The sequence below is a fragment of the Halomonas sp. C10-5 genome (genome assembly GCF_057169305.1).
Window position 1 is genome coordinate 1150408 of record NZ_CP175665.1, and the last position, 26967, is coordinate 1177374.

The following is a 26967-nucleotide window of genomic DNA, read 5'->3' on the forward strand; positions in this document are numbered from 1 at the left end:
TCATGAGTGAACATGCCCACGCCCCCATTCTCGAAGGCCCCGAGCTCGAAGGCATGGAGGCGTACCGCTCGGTCACCGATATCTTCCACGCCGCGGTGGGCAAGTATGCCGACAAGCCGGCCTTCAGCTGCATGGGCCAGACGTTGAGCTTCGCCGACCTGGATCGTCTCTCCGGCGACTTCGCGGCCTGGCTGCAGCACGAGACCACCCTGCAGCCAGGCGACCGCATCGCCATCCAGCTGCCCAACGTGCTGCAGTTTCCGGTGGCGGTGTTCGGCGCCATGCGTGCCGGGCTGGTGGTGGTCAACACCAACCCGCTCTACACCGAGCGGGAGATGGCCCACCAGTTCAAGGACGCCGGCGCCAAGGCGATCGTGATCCTCGCCAACATGGCCGACAAGCTCGAGAAGATCCTCGAGCGCACCGATATCCAGCACGTGGTGGTGACCGAACTGGCCGACCTCCATGACTTTCCCCGGCGGCCGCTGATCAACCTGGTGGTCAAGCACGTCAAGAAGCTGGTGCCGGCCTTCCGGCTTCCCGGACACACGCCGCTGCGACAGGCACTGAAGGAGGGCGCCGCACGCCAGCACCACGACGTGGAGCGCGACCTCGATGACATCGCCGCGCTGCAGTACACCGGCGGTACCACGGGGCTTGCCAAGGGCACCATGCTCACCCATCGCAACCTGGTGGCCAACATGCTCCAGGCCGGCCAGGCCATCGGTCCCGGCCTCGATCACGGCCATGAGGTGGTGATCGCGCCGCTGCCCGTCTATCACATCTACACCTTCACGGTGAACTGTCTGTTCCTGATGGAGACCGGCAACCATTCGCTGCTGATCACCAATCCGCGTGACCTGCCGGGCTTCGTCAAGGAGCTGCGCAAGGTGCCCTTCACCGCCTTTATCGGCCTCAATACCCTGTTCAACGCGCTTTGCCACCGCGAGGACTTCCGCTCGCTGGACTTCTCCAGGCTGCACCTGACCATCTCCGGGGGCATGGCGCTGACCAAGCCGGTGGCCGAGCGCTGGAAGGAGGTCACCGGCTGTGATATCGCCGAGGGCTACGGGCTCACCGAGACCTCACCGGTGGTCAGTTTCAATCCGGTGGATGCCATCCGGCTGGGGACCATCGGCAAGCCAGTGGCCGGTACCCGGGTCAAGGTGGTGGATGCCGACGGCAACGACCTGGCCTTGGGCGAGGCGGGCGAGCTCTGCGTCCAGGGTCCCCAGGTGATGAAGGGCTACTGGAACCGCGATGACGAGACCGCCCAGGTGATCGACGAGGGGGGCTGGTTCCATACCGGCGATATCGCGGTGCTGGACACGGACGGCTATATCCGCATCGTCGACCGCAAGAAGGACATGATCCTGGTCTCGGGTTTCAACGTCTATCCCAACGAGATCGAGGATGTGGTGGCCCAACACCCCGACGTGCTCGAGTCGGCGGCGGTGGGAATACCCGACGAGGCCAGCGGCGAGGCGATCAAGCTGTTCGTGGTGCCCCGCGGCAGCGCGGAGATCGACCCCGAGGCGCTGCGCGCCTGGTGCAAGAAGGAGCTCACCGGTTACAAGGTGCCGCGCACCGTCGAGGTGCGTGACGAGCTGCCCAAGACCAATGTGGGCAAGGTGCTGCGCCGTCAGCTTCGCGACGAGGAGCGGGAGAAGACCGGCACGGGTAGCGAAAGCGAGAGGCGCCGGGGATAGGTCGGAGAGGGGGTCCGAGGACCAGGGACGGCCGAGGTAGCGTACAAGGAGGTATTCACAGCGCCCCCTCGAAGGCCTATCGCCGGAACAGCCTCGAGCGAGCCGGCCAACGCCGAAAGTCGTTCTTTGATGCCGGTGATTGGCCGCCGCCATGGCCGCGGCGTTACAATGAACCGCCCGCGCCGGAGCCTCCGGCGCGGGCGTTATTGTCAGCCCTGACCGGAGTCGCCGTGTCCGACGAGACCCCTGCCGTTACCCCCCACCACCTGTCCGATGCCGACCGCCTGCGCCAGCTGCGCCGAGGGCTGGATGGCGTGCTGCTGCGCGATCGCCCGACCCTCGAGAAGCGCCTCAAGGGGCTGGCGCGTCGCCTGAAGGAGGGCAAGCCGGTGGACCGCGGTCTGGCCGAGGTGGAGAAGGCCATGGCGCGCTCTGCCGGCCTGGTGGCGCGGCGCACGGCGCGGCCGGTGACGCTGAACTACCCGCCCGAACTGCCGGTGGTGGAGCGCCGCGAGGATATCCTGGCGGCCCTGCGCGACCACCAGGTGGTGGTGGTGGCCGGCGAGACCGGCTCCGGCAAGACCACCCAGCTCCCCAAGCTCTGCCTGGAGCTGGGCCTGGGGCGGCGCGGGTTGATCGGCCATACCCAGCCGCGGCGCCTGGCGGCCCGCTCGGTGGCCACGCGCCTGGCCGAGGAGCTCGAGACACCGCTGGGTGAGCAGGTGGGCTATCAGGTGCGCTTCACCGACCAGAGCGGCGATGACACCCTGGTCAAGCTGATGACCGACGGCATCCTGCTGGCCGAGACTCGCCACGACCCAGACCTGCGCCGCTACGAGGCGATCATCATCGACGAGGCCCACGAGCGCAGCCTCAATATCGACTTCCTGCTCGGCTACCTGCGGCGCCTGCTGTCGCGACGCCCCGACCTCAAGGTGATCATCACCTCGGCGACCATCGACGTGGAGCGTTTCGCCGCGCACTTCGCGTTGCCGGACAAGAGCGGCAAGACCGCACCGGCCCCGGTGGTGGAGGTCTCCGGGCGCACCTACCCGGTGGAGGTACACTACCGCCCGCTTGTGCGTGACACCGATGACGAGGAGGATCGCACCCTGCAGGAGGGCATCCTGCATGCCGTGGAGGAGATCGAGCGCATCGAGCGCGACAAGGGCTGGCGCCATGGCCCCCGCGATGTGCTGGTATTCCTGCCCGGCGAACGCGAGATCCGCGAGACCGCCGATACCCTGCGCCGTGCCGAGCTGCGTGGCACCGAGATCCTGCCGCTCTACGCGCGGCTCTCCAATGCCGAGCAGAATCGCGTCTTCGCCCCCCACACCGGGCGACGCATCGTGCTCTCGACCAACGTCGCCGAGACCTCGCTTACCGTGCCGGGCATCCGCTACGTAATCGACCCCGGCCTGGTGCGCATCAGCCGTTACAGCTACCGCTCAAAGATCCAGCGCCTGCCCGTGGAGCCGATCAGCCAGGCCAGCGCCAACCAACGCAAGGGGCGCTGCGGGCGAATCGCTGAGGGCGTCTGCATTCGCCTGTATGACGAGGAGGACTTCCTCGCTCGCCCCGAATTCACCGACCCCGAGATCCAGCGCACCAACCTGGCCTCTGTGATCCTCTCCATGCTGTCGCTCAAGCTCGGCAGTATCGAGGAGTTCCCCTTCGTCGACCCGCCGGACTCGCGCTTCGTCACCGACGGCTTCAAGCTGCTGTTCGAGCTGGGCGCGGTGGATCAGGCCCAGCGGCTGACCGCCGTCGGGCGCAAGCTGGCCCACCTGCCCATCGACCCGCGCCTGGCGCGGATGGTGCTAGCCGGCGCCGAGCAGGGCGGGCTGCGTGAGGTGCTGATCGTGGTCGCGGGGCTGGCGGTACAGGATCCCCGCGAGCGCCCGGCGGAGAAGCGCCAGGCCGCCGATCAGGCCCATCGCCGCTGGCAGGACCCCGACTCCGACTTCCTGGCGCTGCTCAACCTTTGGCACGGCTTCGAGGCGGCCCGCGAGGCGCTCTCCGGCAACCAGCTCAGGCGCTGGTGCAAGGAGCGCTACATCAACTACCTGCGCATGCGCGAGTGGCACGACACCTTCCGCCAGCTGCGCCAGCTGCTGCGTGACATGCAGATCGAGGTGCCACCGCCGGCCCCTCTCCCCGTGACCGAGGAAGGCGAGCCGACGGAAGCCGCTCGAGAGGCGCGGCGCCAGAGTGGCGTGGCCCTGCATCGCGCGCTGCTCCCGGGGCTGCTCTCGCATCTCGGCCTGCTCACCGAGAATCGCGAATACCTGGGGGCCCGCAACCGCAAGTTCGTCATCCATCCGGGCTCGGGGCTGGCCAAGAAGAACCCCAAGTGGCTGATGGCCTTCGAGCTGGTGGAGACTTCGCGACTCTTCGCGCGCAGCGTGGCCAGGATCGACCCGCGTTGGATCGAGCCGGTGGCTGGCCATCTGGTCAAGCGCAGCTACGCCGAGCCCCACTGGGAGATGAAACGTGCCCAGGTGGTGGCCAGCGAACAGGTGACCCTGTTCGGCCTGCCCATCGTCAGTGGCCGGCGCGTGAACTACGGGGCGATCGCCCCGGGCGAGGCCCGCGAGCTGTTCATCCGCCGGGCCCTGGTGGAGGGTGAGTTCCGGACCCGCGGCGAATTCTTCGCCCACAACCGGGCGCTGATCGAGGAGGTCGAGGACCTCGAGGATCGCGCCCGCAAGCGTGACATCCTGGTCGACGAGGAGACCCTCTTCGCCTTCTACGACGAGCGACTCCCCGAGGGGATCCATAACGGCAAGGGCTTCGAGGCGTGGCGCAAGCAGGCCGAGGCCGAGAACCCCGATATCCTCAAGTTCGACCGTGCCGCTCTGCTGGCCCGGGAGGCCAGCGAGGTGACCCAGGCGGACTACCCCGACGCCATGACACTCAACGGGGTGCGCTATCCGCTCGCCTACCACTTCGAGCCCGGCGCGGTGGACGATGGCGTGACCCTCACCGTGCCGGCGGCGATGCTGCCCCAGCTGCCCCTGGCCCGCCTGGAATGGCTGGTGCCGGGCCTGCTGCGTGAGAAGTGCATCGCCCTGATGAAATCCTTGCCCAAGGCGATTCGCCGCCAGGTGGTGCCGATCCCCGACTGGGTCGACGCCGCCCTGGAGACCATGGTCCCCGATGACGTGCCGCTGACCGAGGCGCTGGGGGAGTTCCTGCGGCGCAGGACCGGGGTGCGCGTGCATCCCGATGACTGGCGCCTGGACCAGCTCGAGCCCCACCTGGTGATCAACCTGCGCGTGGTCGACCATGCCGGACAGACGCTGGGACAGGGCCGCGATGCCCGGGAGCTGGAGCGGCGCTTCGAGGCCGCCGCGGGGGAGGGGGCCCGCGCCCTGGCTCGCGAGGCGAGTGTTGCCGACGATCTGGAGACCCTGCCCGCGGAGGGGCTGCCGGAGTCGCGAGTGACCACCCAGGCGGGCATCCGGGTCGAGGCCTTCCCGGCCCTGGTACCCAGCGGCGAGGCCTTCCGGGTGGAGCTCTTCGACCACCCCGACAAGGCCCACGAGGCGCACCGCGATGGCGTGGTGGCCCTGGCCATGCGCGAACTGCCCCAGGTCGTGCGCGAGATCGAGCGCCTTGCGGGGGTGGAGACCTGTGCGCTGCTGTTCGCCAAGGTGGGCAGCAGGCGCCAGTTCGCCGATGACCTGGTGCGCACGGTGTTCGCCCAGGTGGTGGCGGTAGATCCGCTGCCGCGCTCCAGCGAGGAGCTTGTGGCCCGTCTGGCCCAGGGCCGAGAGGCGCTGGTTCCCGAGGCACGTCGCCTGCTGGGCATCCTCGAGGAGGCCCTCAAGGGGCACCTGGCCGTGACCAAGGCGCTGAAGGGCAATCTCAATCTGGCCCTGGCGCTGGTCTACTCTGACCTCAAGGCACAGATGGCACGCCTGGTGCATCCCGGCTTTATCCGTGAGGCGGGGGAGTGGCTGGAGGCGTATCCTCGCTATATGGAGGCGGCATCGATTCGTCTGGAGAAGGCGCCGCGGGAGCGCAATCGCGACCAGATGCTGATGCAGGAGGTCCAGTCGTTCGAGGCCCGCCTCGAGGCTCGCCTGGCAAGCGAACGACGGGGCGGGGTGGTACCGCCTGAACTGGCCGAGTTTCGCTGGTGGATCGAGGAGCTGCGCGTCTCGCTCTTCGCCCAGCAACTGGGCACGACATTTCCGGTCTCCGCCAAGCGTCTCGAGAAGCGCTGGGCGGAGATCACCGGGCGCGGCTGAGCGCCCGGGAGCAACGGTCATCGCGACGACCAGGGTGGCAGCGGCCGCCGCAAGGAGAACTGCATGAATCAAGTGGTGATCACCGGCACGGGACTCTTCACGCCGGAGCAGAGCATCGACAACGATGCCCTGGTGGCCTCGTTCAACGCCTGGGTGGACGCCGATAACGCGCGCCATGCCGAGGCGATCGCGGCCGGGGAGCGCGAGCCCCTGGCGCACTCCAGCAGCGAGTTCATCGTCAAGGCGTCGGGTATTCACAGTCGCCATGTGTTGGATGCCGAGGGCATCCTCGACCCCGAGCGCATGCGTCCCCGGCTGCGCGAACGCAGCAACGACGAGCCCTCGATCCAGTGCGAGATGGGCGCCAGGGCCGCCGGCGAGGCGCTCGAGCGCGCCGGCGTGGCGGCCGCCGATATCGACCTGGTGATCGTCGGCTGCTCCAACCTGGAGCGCCCCTATCCGGCGCTGGCGGTGGAGCTGCAGGCCGAGCTGGGGGCCGGTGGCTACGCCTTCGACATGAACGTGGCCTGCTCCTCGGCGACCTTCGCCATCGAGACGGCGGCCAACGCCATCCGCGCCGGCAACGCTACCCGCGCACTGGTGGTCAACCCCGAGATCTGCTCGGCACATCTCAACTTTCGTGACCGCGACAGCCACTTCATCTTCGGCGACGCCTGTACCGCCATCGTGCTGGAGCGCGATGACCTGGCCAGCGCCGAGTCACGCTTCGAGATCCTCGGCACCCGCCTGGTGACGCGCTTCTCCAATGCCATCCGCAACAACTCAGGCTTCCTCAATCGGGTCACCGATGCCGATCCGCTGGCCGTGGACAAGCTGTTCGTGCAGGAGGGCAGGCGGGTCTTCAAGGAGGTGTGCCCCATGGTGGCGTCACTGATCGGCGATCACCTGCAGAGCCTGGGCCTCTCCGGCGACGACCTGACACGCCTGTGGCTGCACCAGGCCAACCGCCACATGAACGACCTGATCGCGCGTCGCGTGCTGGGGCGTGACCCCGACGAGCGCGAGGCGCCGGTGATCCTTGACCGCTACGCCAATACCAGTTCGGCGGGCTCGATCATCGCCTTCCACCTGCATCGCGATGACCTGGCCGCCGGCGACAGTGGGGTGATCTGCTCCTTCGGTGCCGGCTACAGTGCCGGCAGCGTGGTGGTGCGGCGCGCCTGACATGGACAACGCAAGGGAGATGACGATGAGTGATGGCAAGGCACAGGGAAAACGGCTGCTGGGCGGGGTCGTGGCACTGGCCGCGACGGCCATGCTGGCGGGCTGCGCGAGCGGTGGCGGGGTCGACCGGGAGCCAAACCCCGCCGACCCCTGGGAGGGCTTCAACCGCAAGGTATTCGCCTTCAACGATGTGCTCGACCGCTATGCCCTGAAGCCGGTGGCGCGGGGCTATCGCTTCATCACGCCGGATCCGGTGGAGACCGGGGTGGGCAACTTCTTCTCCAACCTGGGTGAGCCGCGTACCGTCCTCAACAGCCTGCTGCAGGGCAAGGTGCGCAATGCCAGCATCGCCACCTCGCGTTTCATCATCAACACCACGGTGGGTGTGGCGGGCCTCTGGGACGTGGCCAGCCGCATGGAGATCACCGGCGACGAGGAGGACTTCGGCCAGACCCTGGGTGCCTGGGGCTGGGAGGAGTCACGCTACCTGGTGCTGCCGTTGCTGGGGCCGAGTACCCTGCGCGATACCGGCGGCCTGCCTGCGGACATGTACGCCTATCCGACCACCTACATCGACGATGACGAGACCAGCCTGGCGCTGACGGCACTGCGTGTGATCGACACTCGGGCGGGGCTGCTCGACCAGGAGGCGCTGATCCAGGGTGATCGCTACAGCTTCATCCGCGACGCCTGGCTGCAGCAGCGCCGCTTCGAGGTCAGCGACGGCGAGCTGGGTGACGACCCCTTCGCCAGCGACGAGTTCGACTTCGACGATGCCGACTTCGACGACGCTTTTGCCGACTGAGGCCTGACCATGGACCGTCCCAAGCAGCTAATCGGCGTGATCGACGAGCCCGGCCCGGCCCGTGATGCGCTGGCCGAGACCATCGCCCGGGACGGTCTGGCGGTGGTGGCGGTGAGCCGTGCCGAGGAGCTGCCCACCGGCGTCGACCTGGTGGTGGCTCACGTGCGGGCGGTACCCGCCAGCGACTGGCCAGGGCTCTGCGAGCGCCTGCCGACCCTGGTGGTGAGCGATACCCGCGACGCCCCCGACCTGCTCTCGGCGGTGGATGCGGGGCTGGTGGACTATATCGTCGAGCCCTGCAGGCACGGCCAGCTGCTGCGCCGCATGATCCGGAAGGTGATCCGCCTGCGAGCCCTGGAGGAGGCGCGCCGCGAGGACCAGACGCGCCTGGAGGAGCTCAACGAGACCCTGGAGACCCACCTGGCGATGCTGCGCCTCGACCAGCAGGCCGGCGGTCAGATCCAGCGCAAGATGCTGCCCCCGCGGCCCCAGACCCTGGGTGGGGTGACCTGCGATTACTGGTTCGCGCCCTACCTCTATCTTTCTGGGGACTTCCTCGATTTCCATCTGCTCGACGAGCGCTTCCTGCTGTTCTATTTCGCCGATGTCTCGGGCCACGGGGCCTCCTCGGCCTTCGTCACCGTGCTGCTCAAGTACCTGGCGAATCGCTGGCAGAACGAGTGGGACGGCGAGCACCCCGAGGCGCTGCCGGCACGCTGGCTGGGGGATCTCAACCGCGAGCTGCTGGACACCGGCATCGGCAAGCATGCCACCCTGTTCGTGGGTATCATTGACCTCGAGCGTCGCTATCTGCACTATTCGCTGGGCGCGCAGCTGCCCATGCCCCTGCTGGTGGTGGATGGCAAGGTGACCACCCTGGCCGGCGAAGGCATGCCGGTGGGGCTGTTTCCGGGCGCCGAGTACCCCACGCTGGGCTGCTCGCTACCCGGGAATTTCCACCTGTGGCTGTGTTCGGATGGAGTATTGGAGTGCCTGCCGGGCGATACGCTCGACTCGCGGCTCAGGGAACTCGAGCAGCAGGTCCAAGCCAGCGCGACGCTGGCGGACCTGAGGGCCAATCTGGCCCTTGACCTCACGCCGGGCGAGGAAGCCTTGCCCGATGACCTGACGATCATGATGTTGAGCGGATTTGGCCATGCTGATTCCTGAAGGACGTATCAAGGCGGCATTCGATGCCGGCGTATTCGTCCTCAAGCTGTGCGGCGACGTGCGGCTCACCCTCTGTGCCACCCTGGACCGTCAGGCCCAGCAGCTGGCGCAGACGCCCGGTCTCGAGACGCTGATCATCGACCTGCGTGACGCCAGCAACGTGGACTCCACCGCCCTGGGCTTCCTGGCCAAGGTGGCCATGGCCGTGCAGGGGCGGCTGGCCGAGCGGCCCACCATCGTTGCCGACAATCCCGATGTGCAGCGCATGCTGGACGTGATGGGCTTCGCGCGCTACTTCACCATGGTGGAGTCACCCATCACCGAGACCTGCGAGCTCTGCGACCTGCCGGAGATTCCCACCGACGTCGACGAGACGCGTCGGCGTATCCTCGAGGCCCATCGCATCCTGATGCGCATGAATGAGCATAACCGCGAGGAGTTCCAGCCCCTCGTCGAGATGCTCGAGGCTCAGGAGGAGGGCTCCTCCCACCAGCAGTGACGGCCAGTGGGGCCGGGCAGCATACCCCTCGGTACCAGCAGGCGGCGCGACAACTGCCCCGGGCCCCTTTGCCCTAGCCTTTTCTCAGCTCCCCCAGCAGGCTTTCCAGCTTGCGCTGGTCGGCCATGAACTTGCGAATCCCCTCGGCCAGCTTCTCGGTGGCCATGGCATCCTCGTTGAAGGCCCAGCGGAACTCCGCCTCGTCCAGAGGCTCCGGAGGACGGGTCTCGGCGTCCTGGGGCGTCAGCCGGCGCTCGAGAGGGCCGTAGGTCTCGGCGAGCTCCTCGAGCAGGGCGGGGGAGATGGTCAGGCGGTCGCAGCCTGCCAGGGCCTTGATCTCGCCGCTGTTGCGGAAGCTGGCGCCCATCACGATGGTCTGGTAGCCATGGCCCTTGTAGTGTTCGTAGATGCGCTTCACCGAGCGCACGCCGGGGTCGTTGTCGTCGCTGAAGTCGGCCTCCGGCTGCTGCGCCTTGTGCCAGTCGAGGATGCGCCCCACGAAGGGGGAGATCAGGGTGACTCCGGCATCGGCACAGGCCTGGGCCTGGGCGAAGCTGAACAGCAGGGTAAGGTTGGTGTGGATGCCCTCGCGCTCCAGCTGCTGGGCGGCGCGGATGCCCTCCCAGGTGGCGGCGACCTTGATCAGGATGCGTTCACGACCCACGCCGTGGCGAGCGTAGCGCTCGATTAGCGAGTGGGCCCGGGCCAGGGTGGCGTCGGTATCGAAGGAGAGGCGTGCGCTCACCTCAGTGGAGACATAGCCCGGTACCAGGCCGCTGATCTCGCTGCCGATCTCCACCGCCACGGCATCCAGGGCGTCGTCGAGGTCGGTGGCTGACCGGGCGATCTCGGCCAGCCGGCTGCGGCGTGCCTCCTGTTGGGCCGCCTGCAGGATCAGCGAGGGGTTGGTGGTGGCATCGGTGGGCTGGAAGCGGCGAATCGCCTCGATATCGCCGGTGTCGGCGACCACCGTGGTCATTGCCTTGAGTTGTGTCAGCAGGTCGTCGGCCATGATGGGCTCCTCCATGAATCGGTTTCCCACTCTAGCAAGCCGGTCGGGGAGCGAACAGCTCCCGGCAGGCGTGCGTATAATCGTTTATCATTTGCAGCCTATCAAAGACTTTCATCTGCTCTGCGAGGAGTCGCCTTGACGCTCACTGCCCGCCGCCTGGCGCTGCTGGTCGCGGCCAATACCGCGCTTGCTCCCTTCGCCATCGATGCCTATCTGCCGGCCATGGCCGCCCTGGCGGATGACGTGGGCGCCAGCATCCACCACAGCGAGCTGTCGCTCTCCACCTTCCTGGCCGGCTTCGCCCTGGGGCAGCTGGTGTTCGGCCCGATCTCCGACCGGGTCGGGCGCAAGCCGGTGCTGCTCGGCGGGCTGGTGGTCTTCCTGCTGGCCAGCCTGGTGATCACCACGGTGGGCTCGCTGGGTGAGCTGCTGGGCTGGCGCTTCGTGCAGGCGCTGGGGGGGGGCGCCACGGTGGTCAATTCGGCGGCCATCGTGCGTGACTGCTTCAAGGGCAGCGAGGCCGCCAAGGTGATGTCGACCATGGCCATCATCATGCTGATGGCCCCGCTGGTGGCGCCGGTGGTGGGCAGCGGGCTGCTCTATCTCGCCGACTGGTGGCTGATCTTCGTGTTCCTGGCCGCCTACGCCGGCTTCCTGATGTGGCTGCTGGGCACCAAGCTGCCGGAGACGCGGCCCCCCGGCGGCTCCGCGGCGACGCTGGTCACGGTACTGGCCAACTACGTCAGTGTGCTGCGAGATCGGAACGCCATGGGCTTCATCGCTGCCGCCTCGATGTCGTTTGCCGGGCTGTTCGCCTTCGTCACCGCCTCCCCGTTTCTCTACCTGGAACACTTCGGCCTGACGCCATCGCTCTATCCGCTGGTGTTCGGCGTCAATGTGGTGGTCATGGTGGCCGCCAACCGTCTCAATATCCGCCTGCTACGCTGGCGCACCCCCCTGCAGAACCTGCGCCTGGGGCTGGGGATCCAGCTGACTGCCGGTTTCGGGCTGACCTTCATGGTGGCCACTGGACTGGAGTCGCTGTACACCATGGTGCCGCTGATCATGCTGTTTGCCGGCACCATCGGGCTGGTGGCGCCCAACGCCATTACCTCGCTGCTCGACCGTTTCCCGCACATGAGTGCTACTGCGGCGGCCCTGCAGGGTAGTATCCAGTTCTCCTGCGGGGCCCTGGCCGGGGTCCTGGTGGGTGCCTTCGAGATCGACAGTGCCTGGCCCATGGTGGGCACCATGCTGGGGGCCACCCTGCTGGCCAACCTGGGGATACGCCTGCTGGCGGGCCGTGGCGACCATGCCTGAGGCTCTGCTGGCCTGGGCCGACATGAGCCCCGCGGTGTGGCTGGGTTGCGCTGCGGTGCTGGCGCTGGGTGCCTTCGTGCAGCGTGCCACCGGCTTCGGCCTGGCGGTGGTGGGAGCACCGTTGCTGCTGATGCTGGAGCCGCGTCTGGTACCGGTGGTCCTGGTGCTGTTCGGCTTCACGGTGGCGCTGACCACGCTGCGCCACTACTGGCGCGAGGTGCGTCTGGCCGAGGTCGGCATGGCCCTGATCGGGCGGGTTCCCGGCAACGCCCTGGGGCTGTGGCTGTTGCTAGCCGCCCCCATGGCGGTGCTGGAAAAGCTGATCGCCGGCAGCGTGCTGTTCGCGGTGGCGGTGACCCTGTTCCGCTTCCGCCTGCCGGTCAACCGTGCCACCCTGTTCGGGGCGGGCATCCTCTCGGGGGTCTTCGGTACCGTGGCAGCGTTGAGCGGGCCGCCCATGGTGCTGTTGCTGCATGGTTTTTCGCCGGCGCGTCTGCGCGGCACACTCTCGGCCTTCTTTGTGGTCACGGCCCTGATGACGCTGGCCACCCTGGCACCGGCGGGACTGATCCATCCCTGGCATTTCGGCATGGCGCTGAGCTTCGCCCCGGGCGTGCTGGCCGGCAGCTGGCTGGCCGGCCGTGTCGCCCATCGTCTTGACCGGCGTCTGCTGCAGGGAGCATCGCTGTCGCTCTGCACCCTCGCGGCCCTTGGGCTGCTGCTGTAACCCGAATTGCCTGTGGCCGCGGATTTTCTCGCCACCGTGGCCTACAGTGTCATGGAGCTGTCATCTGCCTGCGGCAAGGTGTGCCCTGCAGCGGGGTCGACCTCCCCAGCGATCAGGATGGCAATGTCATAAAGCTGTCATCTGGCTGGGGCAAGGTGTCACCCGTAAAGGTTGCACACTGTCCTCATCAGGAGATCGCTCCATGAATCGCATCCTCAAGACCACTGCCATTGCCGCCGCCGTCATGGGTGTGGCCACCGTGGCCCACGCCCGTGACCAGATCCGCATCGTCGGCTCCAGCACCGTCTACCCGTTCGCCAGCTACGTGACCGAAGAGTTCGGCGCCGTGAGCGGCAACCCGACACCGGTCATCGAGTCCACCGGCTCCGGTGGCGGCATCCGCCTGTTCTGCAACGGCGTGGGTGAGGGCACTCCGGATATCTCCAACGCCTCGCGTCGCATCAAGGCCTCCGAGGTCGAGCGCTGCATCGAGAACGGCGTGACCGACGTCACCGAGGTCAAGATCGGCTCCGACGGTATCGTCTTCGCCCAGTCCAGCGAGAACGAGGGCGTCGACCTGACCCTCGAGCAGCTGTTCCTGGCCGTGGCCGCCAAGGTGCCGGTGGACGGCGAGCTGGTCGAAAACCCCTACCAGATGTGGAGCGACATCGACGCCTCCCTGCCGGAGCGCGAGATCTCCATCTACGGCCCGCCCAGCACCTCCGGCACCCGTGACGCCTTCGAGGAGCTGGTGATGGAAGCCGCCTCCGAGGAGATGGAAGCCTACGGCGGCGAGGGCTACACCGATATCCGCTCCGACGGTGCCTATATCGATGCCGGCGAGAACGATAACCTGATCGTCCAGCGCCTCACCGAGGACACCGGTGCCTTCGGCATCTTCGGCTACTCCTTCCTAGTAGAGAACCCCAACGCCCTGATCGCCGCCAATATCGACGGCGTCGCGGCCGAGCCCGAGGCGATCAGCTCCGGCGACTATCCGATCGCGCGCTCGCTGTGGTTCTACGTCAAGAACCAGCATGCCGAGGAAGTGCCGCCGCTGTATGACTACGTCGACATGTTCGTCTCCGAGACCATGATCGGCGAGGGCGGCTACCTGGGTGATCTGGGCCTGATTCCGCTGCCCGAGGCCGAGCGCGAGCAGACCCGCGAGAAGGTCGCCAACCGCGCCAAACTGCAGGTCTCCGATCTGTAAGGGAAATTCTTCGGGCAAGGACGCCTGACCCGGCCGGCAGCCCAGGCTGCCGGCCGTCTCACGTTCCGGCAGCCTTGGCTGCCGTAGACAGTCACCGAGAGAGCCCTATGCAGACCGACCAACTCCTCACACTGTTCAGCGGCGTCCTGCTGCTGCTGGGTCTGATAGCCTTCTTCCTGGGTCGTGCCAAGGCCGCACGGGTGCGCGCCTCCGGCACGGCCATGTACGCCCAACCCGATCAGTACGCCTGGTTCGCCGTGCTCGCCACCGCCGGGCCCGCCATCGTGGTCAGCGCCGTTGGCGCCTTCGTGCTGCTGCTGCTGGGTGCCGAGATCCCCACTCCCTATCTGCTCGCCGGCAGCCTGGTCATGGCCGCCGTGGGCCTGATGGTCGGCATGCGCCAGGTGAGGCCCGACTTCCACGCCCGCCAGGCGATCGAACGGGTGATTCGCTGGGTGCTGGTCACCGCGGCCATGATCTCGATCCTGACCACCTTCGGCATCCTGGTGTCGATCGTCTTCGAGGCACTGCGCTTCTTCCAGATGCACAGCTTCTGGGACTTCATCACCGGCACGGTCTGGAACCCGGGCGCCAGCTTCCTGGCCGCCGCCGGGCGTGCCGAGGAGGGCGCAACCGGCGCCCAGTTCGGTTCCGTGCCGCTGTTCGCCGGCACCTTCATGATCACCGCCATCGCCATGCTGGTGGCGATTCCCGTCGGCCTGCTGTCGGCCATCTACATGGCCGAGTTCGCGCCGACGCGGGTGCGCACCCTGGCCAAGCCGACCCTCGAGGTGCTGGCGGGCATTCCTACCGTGGTCTACGGCTTCTTCGCCGCCATCACGGTGGCGCCGCTGATCGTCGATATCGCCGGCTTCTTCGGCGTAGATGCCGCCTACAACAACGCCGTGGCACCGGGTGTGGTGATGGGCATCATGATCATCCCCTTCATCTCCTCGCTTTCCGACGACGTGATCAACTCGGTGCCCGACAGCATGCGTCAGGGTTCACTGGCGCTGGGCATGACCAAGGGCGAGACCATTCGCGACGTGGTCATCCCCGCCGCGCTGCCGGGGATCATCTCCGCCTCGCTGCTGGCGGTCTCCCGGGCGCTGGGCGAGACCATGATCGTGGTGATGGCCGCGGGCATGCGCCCCAACCTCACCGCCAACCCCTTCGAGGACATGACCACGGTGACGGTGCGCATCGTGGCGGCGCTGACCGGGGACCTGGAGTTCGAGAGCGCCGAGACGCTGTCCGCCTTCGCGCTGGGCCTGGTGCTCTTCGCCGTGACCCTGAGCCTGAACCTGGTCTCGGTGCTGATGATCCGTCGCTTCCGCGAGAAGTATCGCGTCAATAACCTGTAACGCCGAGGAATCGCCGAGATGAGTCAAACCTTCGACGAGATCAGCTCCCAGCTGCGCAAGCGCCATCGCCGCTCGGCGCGGCTGAAGTGGATCTCCATGGGCGCCCTGGGGCTGGCCGGCCTGTTCCTCCTGTGGTTCTTCTCCGACATGCTGGGCAAGGGCCTGCCGGCCTTCCAGCAGGCCCAGATCCAGGTGGAGATCGACTACAACGAGGATGCAAGCCGCATGGGGCGTGCCGCCCTGGATCCCGACCTGTCGCGCCTGGTTAGCCGTACCTTCGAGCGCATGATCCCGGTGCAGATGCGCGAGAATCCCGAACTGCTGGGCACCAGCGAGAGCCGCTGGGTGCTCGCCGACGCCCAGGTCGATCAGTACCTCAAGGGGCATCGCCACAAGCTGAATGACCAGCAGGTAAAGCGGGTCGACGAGCTGCTGGCCGAAGGGCGCGTCGAGCTCAGGTTCAACACCAACTTCTTCACCACCGGCGACTCCAAGATGCCGGAGGCCTCGGGCATCCTCTCCGCCGCGGTGGGCACGGTGATGACCATGCTGGTGACCCTGGCCATCGCCTTCCCCATCGGGGTGATGACCGCGGTCTATCTGGAGGAGTTTGCTCCCGACAACCGCTTTACCCAGTTCATCGAGATCAATATCAATAACCTGGCGGCGATTCCCTCGATCCTGTTCGGCCTGCTGGGTCTGGCGATCTTCATCAACTTCTTCGGGGTGCCGCGGTCGTCACCGCTGGTGGGTGGCATGACCCTGGCGCTGATGACCCTGCCGGTGATCATCATTGCCACCCGCACGGCCCTGCGCAGTGTGCCGGATTCCATCCGCCACGCCGCCTTCGGGGTGGGCTGCTCGCGCTGGCAGGTGGTGCGCGACCACGTGCTGCCGCTGGCGATGCCCGGCATCATGACCGGCTCCATCATCGGCTTGGCCCAGGCCATGGGCGAGACCGCGCCGCTGATCATCGTCGGTATGGTGGCCTTCATTCCCGATGTCTCGGCCTCCTTCACCGAGGCGGCCACCGTGCTGCCGGCGCAGGTCTTCACCTGGGCAGGGGAGCCCGACAAGGCGTTTGTCGAGAAGACCGCCGGGGGCATCCTGGTCCTGCTGAGCATCCTGATCTTCCTGAACGCGACCGCCGTCATCCTGCGCAAGAAATTCGAGCGTCGCTGGTAAGCCCGGCACGCCACAGAGGAATCCGACATGAACATGCAAGCCGCTCCCCGTCATACCGCCAGCGCCGCGCCCGAGGTGGGCCAGCCCCATACCCGCAACGAGTCGGCGTGCCACGACCTGAGCATCCGCGTGCGCGACCTCAACCTCTGGTACGGCGAGAGCCAGGCCCTCAAGGGGCTGAATATCGACCTGTTCCAGAAGAATGTCACCGCGCTTATCGGCCCCTCCGGCTGCGGCAAGTCGACCTTCCTGCGCTGCCTCAACCGCATGAATGACCTGATCCCCAGCGTGCGTATCGAGGGACTGGTGGAGATGGACGGTCGTGACGTCAACCAGGTGAAGATGGACGAGGTGGCGCTACGCCGCCGCGTGGGGATGGTGTTCCAGAAACCCAACCCCTTCCCCAAGTCGATCTACGAGAACATCGCCTACGCCCCGCGCATGCACGACCTGGTGAGCCGCAAGCCCGAGCAGGACGAGCTGGTGGAGAAGGCGCTGCGTGACGCCGGCCTGTGGGAGGAGGTCAAGGACAAGCTGCACCAGCCCGGTACCTCGCTCTCTGGCGGTCAGCAGCAGCGCCTGTGCATTGCCCGAGCCATCGCCGTACAACCCGACGTGATCCTGATGGACGAGCCGACCTCGGCGCTGGACCCGATTTCCACCGCCACCATCGAGGATCTGATGGACCGTCTCAAGGAGCAGTTCACCATCATCACGGTGACCCACAACATGCAACAGGCGGCGCGGGTGGCGGACTACACTGCCTTCTTCCACCTGGGTGAGATCATCGAGTACAACGACACCAAGACGATGTTTTCCAACCCGGCCACCAAGAAGGCCGAGGACTACATCACCGGGCGCTACGGTTGACGCCAAGGCGATGACCAGGCGATTGCGACGGGGAGGCTTCGGCCTCCCCGTCGTCATCTGTGGCTGTCATGCGATTGACATCCGTTGGCTTTATATATGAAATTCCATATGTCATCAGAGGCCACTTCCCATGGACAAGCAGCGCGTGCTCTTCCTGTGCAATGCCAATTCCGCCCGCTCGCTGATGGGCGAGGCCCTGCTGCGCCACCTGGCCGGCGATCGTTTCGAGGCCTTCAGCGCGGGCAGCGAACCGGATGAACCCCACTCGCTGACCCTGGCGGCCCTGGAGAAGCAGGGCATCTCCACGGCGGGGCTGGCCAGCAAGTCGCTTGACGCCTTCGCTGGCGAGCACTTCGCGGCGGTGATCGTGCTCTGCGACAAGGCCCAGCAGGCATGTCGTGACTGGCAGGGCGAAAGCGATGAGCATCTCTACTGGGATATTCGCGACCCGCGCCTGATCGGGCGCGCCGATGCCTACGAGCAGGCCCTCAACGAGATCCGTCATCGCCTGTCGCTGTGGTTGCAGATCAAGGCACGCGACGCCCGGGACTGAGACTCGAGACAGGCAAGCTCACACAGCGGGATTTCCAACGGGAGACGATCATGACCCTATCCATCGGCATCAACGGCTTCGGGCGCATCGGGCGCCTGGTGCTGCGCAGTCTCTGGCCTCGCGTCGCGGCCGGCGAGGTGAAGCTTGCGCGCATCAATGACCCGGGCGGCGATACCGCCACCTTCGCCCACCTCCTCGAGTTCGACTCCGTCCACGGCCAGTGGTCGCCGGGGCAGGGCATCCGGGCCGAGGATGACACCATTGTGATCGACGGTCAGCGAATCGCCTTCAGTGCCGACCGGGCCCTGGAAGAGAGCGACTGGTCCGACTGCCGGGTGGTCATCGAGTGTTCCGGCAAGATAAAGACGAAGGACAAGCTTCAGGCCTACCTCGACCTGGGTGTCGAGCGGGTGGTGGTCAGCGCGCCGGTGAAGGAGGAGGGCGTGCTCAACGTGGTGGTAGGGGTCAACGACAATCAGTATGACCCCGAGATCCATCGCATCGTTACCGCGGCGAGTTGCACCACCAACTGCCTGGCGCCGGTGGTCAAGGTGATCCAGGAAACCTTTGGCATCCGCCATGGCTCCATGACCACGGTGCATGACATCACCAATACCCAGACGATCCTCGACGCTCCCCACAAGGATCTCAGGCGCGCGCGGGCTTGCGGCATGAGCCTGATTCCCACCACCACCGGCTCCGCCAAGGCGATCACCGCCATCTTCCCGGAGCTGACTGGCAAGCTGAATGGCCACGCCATCCGCGTGCCGCTGGCCAACGCCTCTCTCACCGACATGGTCTTCGAACTCGAGCGCGAAGTGACGGTGGAGGAAGTGAATGGGGCCCTGAAACAGGCAGCTGAAGGCGAGCTCGCCGGCATCCTGGGCTATGAGGAGCGCCCGCTGGTCTCCATCGACTACCGCACCGACCCGCGCAGCTCGATCATCGATGCGCTATCGACCATGGTCATCAACGGCACCCAGCTCAAGCTCTACGCCTGGTACGACAACGAGTGGGGCTATGCCAACCGCACCGCCGAGCTGGTCCTGAAAGTAGGGAGCGAGCAGGTGGTACGTGGCTGAATCGCTCGCTTCACGCGTCAAGGCACTGCCCTACGAGGTGCGCCAGTACCTGCTGATCACCGGCAACTACTGGGCCTTCACCCTCACCGACGGCGCCCTGCGCATGCTGGTGGTGCTCTATTTCCACCAGCTGGGCTACTCGCCGCTGGAAGTGGCGCTGCTGTTCCTCTTCTACGAGGCCTTCGGGGTCGTCACTAACCTGGTGGGTGGGTGGTTGGGCGCACGCCTGGGGCTCAACCGCACCATGAACGTCGGACTCGGGTTGCAGATCGTGGCCTTGGCCATGCTGATGGTGCCGGCGGCGGCGCTCAGCGTTCCCTGGGTGATGGCGGCGCAGGCGCTCTCTGGCATCGCCAAGGACCTCAACAAGATGAGCGCCAAGAGCGCGGTCAAGGTGCTGGTGCCCAAGGACAGCCCCAGCGCTGGCTCTGCCCTCTATCGCTGGGTGGCGATCCTCACCGGCTCAAAGAACGCGCTCAAGGGCGCCGGCTTCTTCCTCGGCGGGCTGCTGCTGTCGCTGATCGGCTTCCGTGGGGCGGTGATTGCCATGGCGGTGATGCTGGTGGCGGTACTCGGCCTGTCGCTGGCCCGGCTCAAGGCCGACCTGGGTCGCCAGAAGCGCAAGCCGAAGTTCTCCGAGGTGTTCTCCAAGTCTCGGGCCATCAATGTGCTCTCGGCGGCAAGACTCTGCCTGTTCGCCTCCCGGGATGTGTGGTTCGTGGTGGCGCTGCCGGTGTTCCTCTATGAGCAGCATGGCTGGAGCCACTGGACCGTGGGGGGCTTGCTGGCGGTGTGGGTGATCGGCTACGGCGGGGTGCAGACCCAGGCGCCGCGCCTTACCGGCCTGGTCAAGGGCGGGGCGCGCGGCATCACCGTGTTCTGGGCCCTGATGCTGGCGGGCCTGCCGGCGCTGCTGGCCTTGTTGCCCCTGGCCGAGGTGGGCTGGCTGGTGGCGGGCCTGTTGGCCTTCGGCGTGCTGTTCGCCATCAACTCCAGCTGGCACAGTTACCTGATCGTCCATTATGCCCGCGCCGATGGGGTCTCCATGGACGTGGGCTTCTACTACATGGCCAATGCCATGGGGCGGCTCGCCGGCACGCTGCTCTCCGGCTGGGTCTATCAGGAGTACGGGCTAGCCGCCTGTCTGTGGATCTCGTCCGCCTTGGTGGCGGCAAGTGCCTTCATGGCCCTGGCATTGCCGCGAGACGCCCAGCCCTGAACTTCGCCCAGCGCTAGCCGTGGCGTAGAATGGCCAGAAGCCTCGAGCAAGGAAATCCCGATGTCGCTGGACCCGCTACACCTGTTCAAGTGCCTGAGTGACGAGACGCGCCTGATGCTGACCCTGCTGATACTGAGCGAGGGGGAGCTGTGCGTCTGCGAGATGACTCATGCCCTGGAGGTTTCCCAGCCCAAGGTCTCGCGTCACCTCGCCCAGCTGCGCAACTGCGGGTTGCTCAGCGACCGGCGCGAAGGGCAGTGGGTCTACTACGGACTGGTACCGGCGCTACCGGAGTGGGCTGAGGATGTTCTGACGGCCGCCCGGCAGGGCCAGGGGGAGCGCCTTGGCCTGCTGAAGAATCGCCTGGCCAGCATGGGTAATCGGCCGGATCGTCGCCTGGCGATGTGCTGAGGCATGCCGGGTCTTTCGCCTTTCACCCTCAACCGTCCCATGCCCACCCGTCACCTGCCCTCGAGCATTTTCGACTAGTCTTGGGACTAGTGGCTGGATCCTTTCAGGAGTGGGGCCCGTGGCATCGTGCTTCAGGATGGCATTTGCCCCTTGCCGGAGCTTCAACACGTGGAATTCAAGGATTACTACCAGGTGCTCGGGGTGGCAAAGACCGCGACGGCCGAGGAGATCAAGAAGGCCTACCGCAAACTGGCGCGCAAGTATCATCCCGACATCAGCAAGGAGCCCGACGCTGCCCAGCGCATGCAGGAGATCAACGAGGCCAAGGCGGTGCTCTCCGATCCGGAGAAGCGGCTCGCCTATGACCAGCTGGCCCAGCAGTATCGATCGGGCCAGGATTTCCAGCCACCCCCGGACTGGGATGCCGGCTTCGAGTTCAGCGGCCGAGGCTTCGAGGAGGCCGACCTCGGGGAGTTCAGTGACTTCTTCGCCAACCTGTTCGGTCAGGGGGGCCGGGCAGGGCGAGGAGGGCGTGGCTATCAAATGCGCGGCGAGGATCGCCACGCCAAGATCAACATCGACCTGCTGGATGCCTTTCAGGGCGCGACCCGCGAGATCGTCCTGCACGTGCCCGAGGTCGACTCACAGGGCCGCGTGGTCTCCCGGGAGCACACCCTGAGCGTGCGTATCCCCAAGGGAGTGAAGGAGGGCCAGCATATTCGCCTCGCTGGCCAGGGGAGTCCCGGCCTCGGCGGTGGTCCGGCGGGTGACCTCTATCTGGAGATCCATTTCAGGCCGGATTCCCGGTATCGGGTGGAGGGGCGAGACGTGTATCAAAGGGTGCCGGTGACGCCATGGGAGGCCGCCCTGGGAGCCAGCATCGAAACCCCGACACCCTCGGGACCGGTGAAGCTCAAGGTACCCGGCGGGTCGCAGACCGGTCGCCGGTTGCGTCTCAAGGGGCGGGGTATCCCGGGGCCGGAGCCGGGTGATCTGTATGTGGAACTCGAGGTCGTGCTGCCACCGGCCGATACCGACAGGGCCCGGGAGCTCTATGCCACCATGGCGGATGAACTGGCTTTCAATCCGCGCCAACGCAGGGGAGGCTAGGTCATGGCCCAGCAGCATATCGTCAGCGGTGAACTGGTCGACGAGGTGACCCTGACCCTCGAGGATCTGGCCCGTGCCTGCTCGGTAGACACCGACTGGGTCATCGAGCGCATCGAGAGCGGCCTGCTGGCCGATGGCTCGCCCTATGTGGCGAGCTGGCGTTTCACCAGTCATGACCTGACGCGTGCCCGCCGAATGAGTCAGCTGGAGCGCGACTTCGAGGCAGCGCCCGAGCTCGCCGCCCTGGCCGCCGACCTGATCGAGGAGAACCAGCGCCTGAGGGAGCGGCTGCGAGCCGCGGGACTGGTGGATGACCCAGCACCGCCTGGAAGCTGAGGTCACGCCGCCGGCGGGTTCACCAATCCTCGAAGGCTGTCGTGCTCAGGTCTTGAGCAGTGCCTCGAGCTCCTCGGGGCTTGCCACCTTGCCTTCGAGTACCACCTCGCCGTCGATGCCCAGTGCCGGGGTGCGCATCACCCCCTTGTCGATGATGGCGTTCATGTCGATGACCTTCTCGATCTCGACGGTGAGGCCCAGGGTCTCGGCGGCCTGCTGGGCGTTGGCGGTCAGCTGCTCGCACTTCTTGCAGCCCTTGCCGTAGATGCTCAGTTTCATGGTGTGCTCCTCTTGCAATCGTCGGGTTTGGAAATGCTGGGCGTCATGGCCACAGCTGTCCGTAGAGATAGCCGGTCAGGGTCGCCATGACCACCACCAGCGTGCAGTAGACCAGGGTCTTCCGGGTACCCATGATGGTGCGGATCACCAGCATGTTGGGTAGCGACAGTGCGGGGCCGGCCAGCAGCAGCGCCAACGCCGGGCCCTTGCCCATGCCGTTGCCGATCAGGCCCTGGACGATGGGCACCTCGGTGAGGGTCGAGAAGTACATGAAGCCGCCCAGCAGCGAGGCCAGGAAGGTGGACTGGAAACCATTGTCGCCCACCGCCATCACCACCCACTCGGAGGGGATCAGCCCCTCCTCGCCGGGCCGCCCCAGCAGCAGCCCGGCAACGAAGACCCCGGCCAGCAGCAGCGGCATGATCTGCTTGGTGAAGTCCCAGCTCTGCTCGGCCCACTCACGATCATCCTCGCGCAGGGTGGCGATCAGCATGATGCCGATGATGCCCACCGCGAAGGCCAGCTCCGGTACGCCCGGCACCAGCAGGGCGGCCAGCACCACGGCACCGGCCAGCATCGCCACCTGGCGCAGCGGCCAACCCCAGCGGCGCATCAGCAGCAGGGCGAAGAGCCCGGCAAGTACGGCGGTGATCTGCCACTTCAAGGCGTGGATGGCCATCCAGGTGGGGCTGTCGGCCGCGGCCCAGTTGGCGAATACCAGGATGCCGATCATCAGGCCGAAGAAGGCCGCTACCTGGCCCAGTGGACGGCCGTCGTCATCGACGCCGAAGCCGCGGGCATTCTGCTGGCTGCGCGCCAGCTCCTCGCGGCGATAGATCAGGTGCATGATCACGCCGATCACCACCGCGAAGACGATGGCGCCTATGGCCCGCGCCAGGCCCAGCTCCAGGCCCAGTACCTTGGCGGTGACCACCACCGCCATGACGTTGATCGCCGGCCCCGAGTAGAGGAAGGCTACCGCCGGCCCCAGGCCCGCGCCGCGCTTGTAGATGCCGCCGAACAGCGGCAGTACGGTGCAGGAGCAAACCGCCAGCAGCATCCCCGACACGGAGGCCATGCCGAAGGCCACCGGCTTGGGCGCCGCCGGGCCCAGGTAGCGCATCACCGCGCCCTGGCTCAGGTAGGCGGCCATGGCGCCGGCGATCAGGAAGGCCGGCAGCAGGCAGAGGATCACATGTTCCTGGGCGTACCAGTGGGTCAGGCGGATGCCCTCCAGCACGGCGTTGTCGAATCGTGCGGTGCCGGCGGGCAGGAAGTAGATCAGCAGGAAGATGCCCACCACGGCACCGATCCAGCGGACCTGGTCGGGGTTCTCCCTGGCCAGCCACAGCAGTCGCCTGGCAAAGGGGGCAGCGGGTTGAGTGTCCGGCATGAGAGGCCTCGTGTCGTAGGCGTCGATCGGTACCTTCAATATATATGTCTATGCATATATTTAAAAGCGGGACTTGTTGCCGCCTTGACCAGAATGCGCGGCATGCCCCGTACTTCTAGTGCGGGGAAGGGTAGCGCGGACGCCGAAGGCCTCCTATAATACTGGATATAGTTACAGTCACCGGATCGCCATGCAACGCCTCCAGGCCTTCAAATACGAACTGATGCCCAACGGGGAGCAGGTGCGGAAAATGCGCCAGTTCGCCGGCATGGCCCGCTTCGTGTTCAACCGGGGCCTGGCGTTGCAAAAGGAACGGTATGAAGCCGGTGACAAGAAGCTCAGCTATGCCGCCTTGTGCAAGCAGCTCACCGGCTGGCGCAATAGCGCCGAGACACCTTGGCTCCGGGATGGCCCGATCCACCCGCTCCAGCAATCGCTGAAGGATCTGGATCGCGCCTACGCTAACTTCTTCGCCAAGCGGGCCGACTTCCCGCGGTTCAAGAAGAAGGGGCAGCGCGACAGCTTCCGCTATCCCGATCCCAAGCAGATCCGGCTCGACCAGGGCAACCGGCGGCTCTACCTGCCCAAGCTCGGCTGGTTACGCTTCCGCAAGAGCCGTGAGGTGCTGGGGACGGTCAAGAACGTCACCGTCAGCCAGTCAGCGGGGCGATGGTTCGTCTCGATCCAGACCGAGCGCGAGGTCGCAGTGCCGACGCCGACTGGCGGTGCCGTGGGCATCGACACGGGCGTGGCGCGGTTCGCTACGCTCTCCGATGGCAGCTACCTGGCACCACTCAATAGCTTCAAGAAACACCAGACGGCACTGCGCAAGGCGCAGCAAGCCATGAGCCGCAAGGTCAAGTTCAGCAACAACTGGAAGAAGGCCAAGGGCCGCGTCCAGAAAATCCAGGCTCGCATCGCCAATGCCCGGCGCGACTACCTGCACAAGGCTTCCGCCACGATCAGCCAAAACCACGCGCTCGTGGTGCTGGAAGACCTGCAGGTAGGCAACATGTCGCGCTCGGCCAGAGGCAGTGTCGAGCAGCCAGGCCGCCAGATCCGGCAGAAGTCTGGCCTCAACCGCTCGATCCTCGATCAGGGGTGGTACGAGTTCCGCCGCCAGCTCGACTACAAGTTGGCCTGGCGCGGGGCGCATCTTGTCGTTGTGCCACCGCACAACACCAGCCGCACCTGCCCCAAGTGTGGTCATGTCGCCGCCGAGAACCGGCGCAGTCAGGCCCGGTTTGCTTGCGTCGAATGCGGCTTTGCGGCCAATGCCGATCATGTCGGCGCCATCAATGTATTAAGGGCGGGGCACGCCCGGTTAGCCTGTGAAGTGAGTGGTGCACTAAGGCCGCCAGCAGCAGGAACCCACCGAAGCGACTCAGGAGCGGCTCAATGCCGCGCCTGAGCGCCGTAGGAATCCCCTTCCTTTCCGCCGCAGGCGGCAGCTGCCTAAGCAGCTGAGGGAGGGGAGGACGTCAGTGCGCCGGGCACGGCGCACATCTATAGGGTGAAAGTCCCGAGCAGTGAAGTTGGGAGTAGCTGTTAGCCTATACGGCAAGGGTGTCCATCGCGAGGTGGAATCTGAAGGAAGCCTGCGGCAAACCGCCGAGCCGAGGAACACGAATCTCATAGGAGGCGGGCTGCGTAGAGTGAGTGTGCTGAAGAACACAAAGCTCATCCCAACACGGCAGCGCAGCACGTATATGAGGCGGCTACATGGCGGGAAAGATGTGCGTCTTACCCCGGGAGGTCCCTCACGACCGCCGGAGCCAAGCCAACCGCTCAGCGGGAGGGGAGGCAAGGGCGTGAGGGAAGTCAGCAGCGGCCATAGTAGGTGGCAACATCCCACCGAAGGGCCAAAGGCAAGTGAAAGGTCTCTCTGTGATCTCTGACCAACGCGATGACAACCGACCGCAGTTTACTGGCAGCGGCAGACCGACCGCAGGCTGGAGACCTTGTGAACCCTGCTACCCGGTATCCATGGATGATGTGTTGGACAGCGCCAATATGGCGGATGCATGGGGCCGGGTGCAGCGCAACAAAGGGGCCCCTGGCCCCGATACACGCACCATTGAAGAGACCGGGCACTTTCTGAAAGCGTCATGGCAGGAGCTCAAAGAAGCACTCCGGACAGGGACCTATCAGCCAGGGCCGGTCAGGACGGTTCACATCCCGAAAGGGAAAGGGAAGTACCGCATGTTGGGCATCCCCAACGTGGTGGACCGTCTGATCCAGCAAGCCATCCATCAAGTGCTCAGCCCTCACTACGAGAAGGATTTCTCACCTTCAAGCTACGGCTTCAGACCGGGCCGGAACGCCTGGCAGGCGATTGAGCAGGCCCATGACTACGTCAAGCAGGGCCACAACATCGTGGTCGACATCGACCTGGAGAAGTTCTTCGACCAGGTCAACCACGACATCCTGATGGCCAGGTTGGCGAAGCGGATTCCCGACAAGCGTTTGCTTGGCCTGATCCGCCGCTACCTGCAATCGGGGATGATGATGGGTGGTCTCGTCAGCCAGCGCGAGAAAGGCACGCCTCAGGGGTCTCCCCTGAGTCCCTTGCTCAGCAATATCCTACTCGATGATCTCGACAAGGAACTGGACGCCAGAGGCCATCGGTTCTGCCGATACGCCGATGACTGTCAGGTCTACGTCAAGAGTCGTCGGGCGGGTCGCCGGGTCAAGGAAAGCACGACCGCCTTTCTGGAGACACGGCTGAAACTCCCGGTGAACCGGAGTAAGAGTCGCGTCGTGGCCGCCTCGCGCAGCAGTTTCCTGGGATATGGCTTCCTTGGGATGGCCAACCCCCGGATCCGCTGCAGCACAGAGACGATCAAGCGCTTCAAGAGACGGGTCAAGCAACTGACCCGAGGACATGATCGAGAATCGATCGAGGTCAAGCTGGCCCGCCTCGACAAGTACCTCAGAGGCTGGACGAGCTACTTTCGGCTGGCGGAAACACGCCGGTTATTTGCCGACCTCGACAGCTGGATCCGAAGCCGTCTACGGATGTGCCTGATGAAACAGTGGTTCAAGCCGCGAACCCGGGTCAGGAAGATGATTCAACTCGGACTCCCGGTGGAGGAGGCCAAGGGGTACGGCCAGCACAAGCGCTGGTGGTTCCTGGCCCAGCTCCATCGAACACGATTCGCGATGAACAACCGTTGGTGGCACGCCCGAGGCTTCCGTGGTGTAAGTTTCTACATGAAACGGTTTGCCAACACTTGACCAACCGCCGTGGTACGGATCCGTTTGCCCGT

At 66.0% G+C, this 26967-nt stretch carries 23 protein-coding genes; 20 read left to right on the plus strand and 3 right to left on the minus strand.

Annotation, left to right across the window (positions count from 1 at the left end):
* The first annotated feature begins 2 nt into the window (after positions 1–2).
* The 6 genes from ACJ7IV_RS05425 (at position 3) to ACJ7IV_RS05450 (ending at position 9624) form a co-directional block, all read left to right on the plus strand.
* The gene (locus ACJ7IV_RS05425) at positions 3–1709 is read left to right on the plus strand and encodes an AMP-binding protein (RefSeq protein WP_483866110.1); all 1707 of its coding nucleotides are present in this window, start codon (positions 3–5) and stop codon (positions 1707–1709) included.
* 230 nt (positions 1710–1939) lie between these two features.
* A complete protein-coding gene (gene hrpA, locus ACJ7IV_RS05430) occupies positions 1940–5965 on the plus strand; it encodes an ATP-dependent RNA helicase HrpA (RefSeq protein ID WP_483866111.1) in 4026 nt (1341 codons plus the stop codon).
* A gap of 63 nt (positions 5966–6028) precedes the next feature.
* Positions 6029–7150, plus strand: a complete 1122-nt coding sequence (locus tag ACJ7IV_RS05435) for a beta-ketoacyl-ACP synthase III (protein ID WP_483866112.1) — start codon at positions 6029–6031, stop codon at positions 7148–7150.
* 25 nt (positions 7151–7175) lie between these two features.
* A complete protein-coding gene (locus ACJ7IV_RS05440) occupies positions 7176–7955 on the plus strand; it encodes an MlaA family lipoprotein (RefSeq protein ID WP_483866113.1) in 780 nt (259 codons plus the stop codon).
* Positions 7956–7964: 9 nt separating this feature from the next.
* Complete coding sequence (locus ACJ7IV_RS05445; protein WP_483866114.1) at positions 7965–9125, plus strand: PP2C family protein-serine/threonine phosphatase; 1161 nt, start codon at positions 7965–7967, stop codon at positions 9123–9125.
* A complete protein-coding gene (locus ACJ7IV_RS05450; protein WP_161432683.1) occupies positions 9112–9624 on the plus strand; it encodes an STAS domain-containing protein in 513 nt (170 codons plus the stop codon). Before ACJ7IV_RS05445 ends, ACJ7IV_RS05450 begins: the two co-directional genes overlap by 14 nt.
* A 73-nt stretch (positions 9625–9697) precedes the next feature.
* Here ACJ7IV_RS05450 and tal read toward each other — a convergent pair whose 3' ends face one another.
* Entirely contained in the window at positions 9698–10636 is a 939-nt protein-coding gene (gene tal, locus ACJ7IV_RS05455; RefSeq protein WP_483866115.1) for a transaldolase, read from the minus strand.
* A 135-nt stretch (positions 10637–10771) separates the two neighbouring features.
* Between tal and ACJ7IV_RS05460 the strand changes: the two genes are divergently transcribed.
* The 12 genes from ACJ7IV_RS05460 (at position 10772) to ACJ7IV_RS05515 (ending at position 22026) form a co-directional block, all read left to right on the plus strand.
* Positions 10772–11956 (plus strand): Bcr/CflA family multidrug efflux MFS transporter, encoded by a 1185-nt coding sequence (locus ACJ7IV_RS05460; RefSeq protein WP_483866116.1) that lies wholly within the window; start codon positions 10772–10774, stop codon positions 11954–11956.
* On the plus strand, positions 11949–12683 hold the full coding sequence (locus ACJ7IV_RS05465; RefSeq protein WP_483866117.1) for a sulfite exporter TauE/SafE family protein: 735 nt from the start codon (positions 11949–11951) through the stop codon (positions 12681–12683). The genes ACJ7IV_RS05460 and ACJ7IV_RS05465 overlap by 8 nt, the downstream gene beginning before the upstream one ends.
* A 202-nt stretch (positions 12684–12885) precedes the next feature.
* A complete protein-coding gene (locus ACJ7IV_RS05470; protein WP_483866118.1) occupies positions 12886–13896 on the plus strand; it encodes a substrate-binding domain-containing protein in 1011 nt (336 codons plus the stop codon).
* A 107-nt stretch (positions 13897–14003) separates the two neighbouring features.
* Positions 14004–15260 (plus strand): phosphate ABC transporter permease subunit PstC, encoded by a 1257-nt coding sequence (gene pstC / locus ACJ7IV_RS05475; protein WP_483866119.1) that lies wholly within the window; start codon positions 14004–14006, stop codon positions 15258–15260.
* Between the two features lie 18 nt (positions 15261–15278).
* Positions 15279–16445, plus strand: coding sequence for a phosphate ABC transporter permease PstA (pstA, locus tag ACJ7IV_RS05480; protein ID WP_483866120.1), 1167 nt, complete (start codon positions 15279–15281; stop codon positions 16443–16445).
* Between the two features lie 33 nt (positions 16446–16478).
* Positions 16479–17315, plus strand: coding sequence for a phosphate ABC transporter ATP-binding protein PstB (gene pstB, locus ACJ7IV_RS05485; RefSeq protein WP_213312627.1), 837 nt, complete (start codon positions 16479–16481; stop codon positions 17313–17315).
* A 130-nt stretch (positions 17316–17445) separates the two neighbouring features.
* On the plus strand, positions 17446–17868 hold the full coding sequence (locus ACJ7IV_RS05490; RefSeq protein WP_483866121.1) for an arsenate reductase ArsC: 423 nt from the start codon (positions 17446–17448) through the stop codon (positions 17866–17868).
* A gap of 50 nt (positions 17869–17918) precedes the next feature.
* Positions 17919–18950, plus strand: coding sequence for an ArsJ-associated glyceraldehyde-3-phosphate dehydrogenase (locus ACJ7IV_RS05495; RefSeq protein ID WP_483866122.1), 1032 nt, complete (start codon positions 17919–17921; stop codon positions 18948–18950).
* Complete coding sequence (arsJ, locus tag ACJ7IV_RS05500; RefSeq protein ID WP_483866123.1) at positions 18943–20169, plus strand: organoarsenical effux MFS transporter ArsJ; 1227 nt, start codon at positions 18943–18945, stop codon at positions 20167–20169. Before ACJ7IV_RS05495 ends, arsJ begins: the two co-directional genes overlap by 8 nt.
* 60 nt (positions 20170–20229) lie before the next feature.
* Entirely contained in the window at positions 20230–20580 is a 351-nt protein-coding gene (locus ACJ7IV_RS05505; protein ID WP_483866124.1) for a metalloregulator ArsR/SmtB family transcription factor, read from the plus strand.
* Between the two features lie 168 nt (positions 20581–20748).
* Positions 20749–21690, plus strand: a complete 942-nt coding sequence (locus ACJ7IV_RS05510; protein ID WP_483866125.1) for a DnaJ C-terminal domain-containing protein — start codon at positions 20749–20751, stop codon at positions 21688–21690.
* 3 nt (positions 21691–21693) lie between these two features.
* The gene (locus ACJ7IV_RS05515) at positions 21694–22026 is read left to right on the plus strand and encodes a chaperone modulator CbpM (protein WP_483866126.1); all 333 of its coding nucleotides are present in this window, start codon (positions 21694–21696) and stop codon (positions 22024–22026) included.
* A gap of 45 nt (positions 22027–22071) precedes the next feature.
* Here ACJ7IV_RS05515 and ACJ7IV_RS05520 read toward each other — a convergent pair whose 3' ends face one another.
* Together ACJ7IV_RS05520 and ACJ7IV_RS05525 are read right to left on the minus strand one after the other, a co-directional pair.
* Complete coding sequence (locus ACJ7IV_RS05520; protein ID WP_483866127.1) at positions 22072–22305, minus strand: thioredoxin family protein; 234 nt, start codon at positions 22303–22305, stop codon at positions 22072–22074.
* Between the two features lie 43 nt (positions 22306–22348).
* Complete coding sequence (locus ACJ7IV_RS05525) at positions 22349–23698, minus strand: permease (protein WP_483866128.1); 1350 nt, start codon at positions 23696–23698, stop codon at positions 22349–22351.
* 190 nt (positions 23699–23888) lie between these two features.
* Between ACJ7IV_RS05525 and ACJ7IV_RS05530 the strand changes: the two genes are divergently transcribed.
* Together ACJ7IV_RS05530 and ltrA are read left to right on the plus strand one after the other, a co-directional pair.
* The gene (locus ACJ7IV_RS05530; RefSeq protein ID WP_483866129.1) at positions 23889–25109 is read left to right on the plus strand and encodes an RNA-guided endonuclease InsQ/TnpB family protein; all 1221 of its coding nucleotides are present in this window, start codon (positions 23889–23891) and stop codon (positions 25107–25109) included.
* A gap of 587 nt (positions 25110–25696) precedes the next feature.
* Positions 25697–26935, plus strand: a complete 1239-nt coding sequence (ltrA, locus tag ACJ7IV_RS05535; RefSeq protein ID WP_483866130.1) for a group II intron reverse transcriptase/maturase — start codon at positions 25697–25699, stop codon at positions 26933–26935.
* Positions 26936–26967 lie beyond the last annotated feature (32 nt).

What these genes read in the sequence shown, in the direction of transcription:
- ACJ7IV_RS05515 (WP_483866126.1), top strand. Translation starts at nt 21,694, where the DNA reads ATGGCCCAGCAGCATATCGTCAGCGGTGAACTGGTCGACGAGGTGACC.
- ACJ7IV_RS05490 (WP_483866121.1), top strand. Translation starts at nt 17,446, where the DNA reads ATGGACAAGCAGCGCGTGCTCTTCCTGTGCAATGCCAATTCCGCCCGC.
- pstB (WP_213312627.1), top strand. Translation starts at nt 16,479, where the DNA reads ATGCAAGCCGCTCCCCGTCATACCGCCAGCGCCGCGCCCGAGGTGGGC.
- ACJ7IV_RS05525 (WP_483866128.1), bottom strand. Translation starts at nt 23,698, where the DNA reads ATGCCGGACACTCAACCCGCTGCCCCCTTTGCCAGGCGACTGCTGTGG.
- ACJ7IV_RS05530 (WP_483866129.1), top strand. Translation starts at nt 23,889, where the DNA reads ATGCAACGCCTCCAGGCCTTCAAATACGAACTGATGCCCAACGGGGAG.
- ACJ7IV_RS05445 (WP_483866114.1), top strand. Translation starts at nt 7,965, where the DNA reads ATGGACCGTCCCAAGCAGCTAATCGGCGTGATCGACGAGCCCGGCCCG.
- pstA (WP_483866120.1), top strand. Translation starts at nt 15,279, where the DNA reads ATGAGTCAAACCTTCGACGAGATCAGCTCCCAGCTGCGCAAGCGCCAT.
- ACJ7IV_RS05450 (WP_161432683.1), top strand. Translation starts at nt 9,112, where the DNA reads ATGCTGATTCCTGAAGGACGTATCAAGGCGGCATTCGATGCCGGCGTA.
- tal (WP_483866115.1), bottom strand. Translation starts at nt 10,636, where the DNA reads ATGGCCGACGACCTGCTGACACAACTCAAGGCAATGACCACGGTGGTC.
- ACJ7IV_RS05470 (WP_483866118.1), top strand. Translation starts at nt 12,886, where the DNA reads ATGAATCGCATCCTCAAGACCACTGCCATTGCCGCCGCCGTCATGGGT.
- ACJ7IV_RS05505 (WP_483866124.1), top strand. Translation starts at nt 20,230, where the DNA reads ATGTCGCTGGACCCGCTACACCTGTTCAAGTGCCTGAGTGACGAGACG.
- ACJ7IV_RS05520 (WP_483866127.1), bottom strand. Translation starts at nt 22,305, where the DNA reads ATGAAACTGAGCATCTACGGCAAGGGCTGCAAGAAGTGCGAGCAGCTG.
- ACJ7IV_RS05435 (WP_483866112.1), top strand. Translation starts at nt 6,029, where the DNA reads ATGAATCAAGTGGTGATCACCGGCACGGGACTCTTCACGCCGGAGCAG.
- ACJ7IV_RS05425 (WP_483866110.1), top strand. Translation starts at nt 3, where the DNA reads ATGAGTGAACATGCCCACGCCCCCATTCTCGAAGGCCCCGAGCTCGAA.
- ACJ7IV_RS05495 (WP_483866122.1), top strand. Translation starts at nt 17,919, where the DNA reads ATGACCCTATCCATCGGCATCAACGGCTTCGGGCGCATCGGGCGCCTG.
- ACJ7IV_RS05440 (WP_483866113.1), top strand. Translation starts at nt 7,176, where the DNA reads ATGAGTGATGGCAAGGCACAGGGAAAACGGCTGCTGGGCGGGGTCGTG.
- pstC (WP_483866119.1), top strand. Translation starts at nt 14,004, where the DNA reads ATGCAGACCGACCAACTCCTCACACTGTTCAGCGGCGTCCTGCTGCTG.
- ACJ7IV_RS05465 (WP_483866117.1), top strand. Translation starts at nt 11,949, where the DNA reads ATGCCTGAGGCTCTGCTGGCCTGGGCCGACATGAGCCCCGCGGTGTGG.